The sequence below is a fragment of the Mycobacterium sp. E3339 genome (assembly GCF_001666915.1).
In the GTDB taxonomy this organism is placed as follows: domain Bacteria; phylum Actinomycetota; class Actinomycetes; order Mycobacteriales; family Mycobacteriaceae; genus Mycobacterium.
This window is the reverse complement of sequence record NZ_LZIZ01000201.1, coordinates 1-2,270: the sequence shown is the minus strand read 5'-3', so window position 1 is coordinate 2,270 and position 2,270 is coordinate 1. Positions and strand designations below refer to the sequence as shown.

General features: G+C 69.6%; 3 protein-coding genes and 1 pseudogene. 1 reads left to right on the top strand and 3 read right to left on the bottom strand.

The genetic code is table 11. The features are described from left to right. Nucleotides 1-304 (bottom strand): annotated as a pseudogene (locus tag A5702_RS27030) (hypothetical protein); the annotation flags it as partial. 172 nt (nt 305-476) lie between these two features. Between A5702_RS27030 and A5702_RS18865 the strand changes: the two are divergent. After that, the gene (locus A5702_RS18865; RefSeq protein ID WP_068222652.1) at nt 477-1,421 is read left to right on the top strand and encodes a transglycosylase SLT domain-containing protein; all 945 of its coding nucleotides are present in this window, start codon (nt 477-479) and stop codon (nt 1,419-1,421) included. Nucleotides 1,422-1,431: 10 nt separating this feature from the next. On the opposite strand, the gene A5702_RS18860 is transcribed toward A5702_RS18865, so the two are convergent. Both A5702_RS18860 and A5702_RS18855 read right to left on the bottom strand, forming a co-directional pair. Further along, nucleotides 1,432-1,671: a hypothetical protein gene (locus tag A5702_RS18860; protein ID WP_055403276.1), complete on the bottom strand. Its 240-nt coding sequence runs from the start codon at nt 1,669-1,671 to the stop codon at nt 1,432-1,434. A gap of 97 nt (nt 1,672-1,768) precedes the next feature. Further along, nucleotides 1,769-2,270: MAP_0585 family protein (locus tag A5702_RS18855; RefSeq protein WP_369817936.1), on the bottom strand; the 502-nt coding region annotated here is incomplete at its 5' end.

Sequence of the window (2,270 nt, the reverse complement as noted above, 5' to 3'; positions counted from 1 at the left end):
GTCGGCCGCCCTGCTGCAGCGCGGGCATCTTGTCGAGCCGCCTGAAGTCGACCGCCAACGACGCCGGTCGGGGGGCGGCGGTGGAGCGGGCGACCGATGCGTGCAGTCCGGCACGTAAATCAACACGCCGCCGACCATGGTCCAACCGATCGCGCACCCGGGCGGCAACTGCGGGCGAGTATCCGGTGCGCCGAAAAGCGCCGTGACCGTCGCCGCGATCATCACCGGGCCGATAAGGCGACGGGCGAAATTCGAGTCCGCCCGGCCCGAAGTTCGACGAATCACGGTTCGTCTGGCGGTGCATTCGCGGTCGGGCATGTAACTGTTCCGCTCTGCTGGGAAGCCGATCCTCCAGTGTGAAATAGCCTGCGGCCGCCCGCAACTCGAAACGGCATTCGCCAGGGGCGGTTACGGCATTGCCGTCGAGGCCGTCGATGCGAAAGACTGTTCACGGCAACTCGACGAAAGAGAACCTAGTGAGCCGTAACCGTGCCGCCGCGGCGCCGCTCGTCGGCGCGGTCGTATTCGCGGCCGTCGCCTGCTCGGCGTCGACTGCCAAGCCCGCAGCGACCGGTTCAACCGCGGTCACCGCGTCCGCCACCCCCGCCGCGTCGAGAACCCTTGCGGCGGCGCCGAATCCACCCCTTGGCGCGCAGCCCCAGCTGGCGTCCGACCCGGCGCAAGTGGCCGACGACCTCGTCGCCGACGAACGCGCGCTGCGTGACCCGTCGACCCCCGAGCCCGCCTTGTCGGCGGCGGCGCACCGCGAGCAGGCCGCCTACCGGGCCATCGGGCGGCACCCCGAATGGGACTCCATCACCCGGCCGCGGATCCCGTCGGAACTCGTGGATGTCTACGACCGCAACCTCGATGCCCGACGACAACTGCAGTCGATGACCCCCGCGAAAAACGCGCTGCCCCCGTGGCGGATCGACCCGCCGATCGCCGCCGACGAGCTGATGAGCGACTACCACGCGGCGGAAGCGGAGACCGGTGTCGGCTGGAACTACCTGGCCGCGATCAACCTCGTCGAGACCCGATTCGGCAGCATCAACGGCGTGAGCACGGCCGGCGCGCAAGGGCCCATGCAGTTCCTGCCGTCGACGTTCGCCACCTACGGCCAGGGCGGCGACATCAATTCCCCGCGCGACAGCATCATGGCCGCGGGCCGATTCCTCGCCGCCAACGGCTTTGCCAATGACCACGCGCACGCCATCTACGGGTACAACCACGCCCACGCCTACGTGCAGGCCGTCGACCAGTACGCCGCGCTGATCGGGAGCGATCCCGCCGCTTTCCCCACCTACTACCGGTGGGACGTCTACTACGTCACCACTGCCGGCGATGTGTTGTTGCCCGTCGGCTACGCCGCATCGTCACCGATCCCGGTCGAGGACTACCTGGCGACCCATCCGCAGTAGCCCACCCGGGTCACAGGTACTTCAGGGCGATGTCCTGCAGGTGCGATCGCACGTCTTGACCGGTGGCCCTCTCCAGCTTGATCCCGAGCTCACCGGCAAGGTTGACGAAGCCCATCAACAGCATGATCTCGCCGTCGGGCTCGTCGATCACGTTCTCGACGAGCCGGGTCCACGCGAATTCGTTGCCGCTGTCGGACGTCCAAGCCGTCATCACGTCGATGGCTCGGCGGACGTTCTCTCGCACATCCATTCCCGGAGCCTGCCACGACCGCGGGATCGCCGCCCGGCAACGGGCGCAACCGGCTACGGCGGCTGCGCCCGTCGGCGGCTCGATTCGGGCCGGCCCGTCAGTACAGCGGAACCCAGACTCCCATGTACCAGAAGCCCCAACCGCCGAACTGCCAGTTGAAAACCGGTATGGCGGTGTAGGTCTCGTACTGGAACGGCCCGAAATCGGCCTGTGCGAGAACGACGTCACGCTGCGGCCCGGACCACGGGCGGTTCCAGCCGCCGGGAGGCGGCGGGCCGTCCCAGCCCCCCGGAGGCGGTGCGCCCACCCAGTGTGGCGGCGGGTGGCCGGGAGCCGGACCGTCGTTCCAGCCGTGGCCTCGCGGCGGCGGCGGTGGGGGCGCCCCGTGGTCGACGACGCTGAAGCCCGCCCGCGCATCGCCGGGCCCGCCTATTTGGGCGTTCCCACTGACGTACGTCCCGCGCGGAATGTAGGGCGGGTGCGCAGGCTGCGTGCTCGGTGGGTTGAGCGCTTGCCGGCTCTGCGGCGGCGGGTTTTGCCCGTTCGCCGGCGCGTTGGTCTGTCCGCCCGGCGGGTTCTGCCCGTGCTCACCCGGCGGC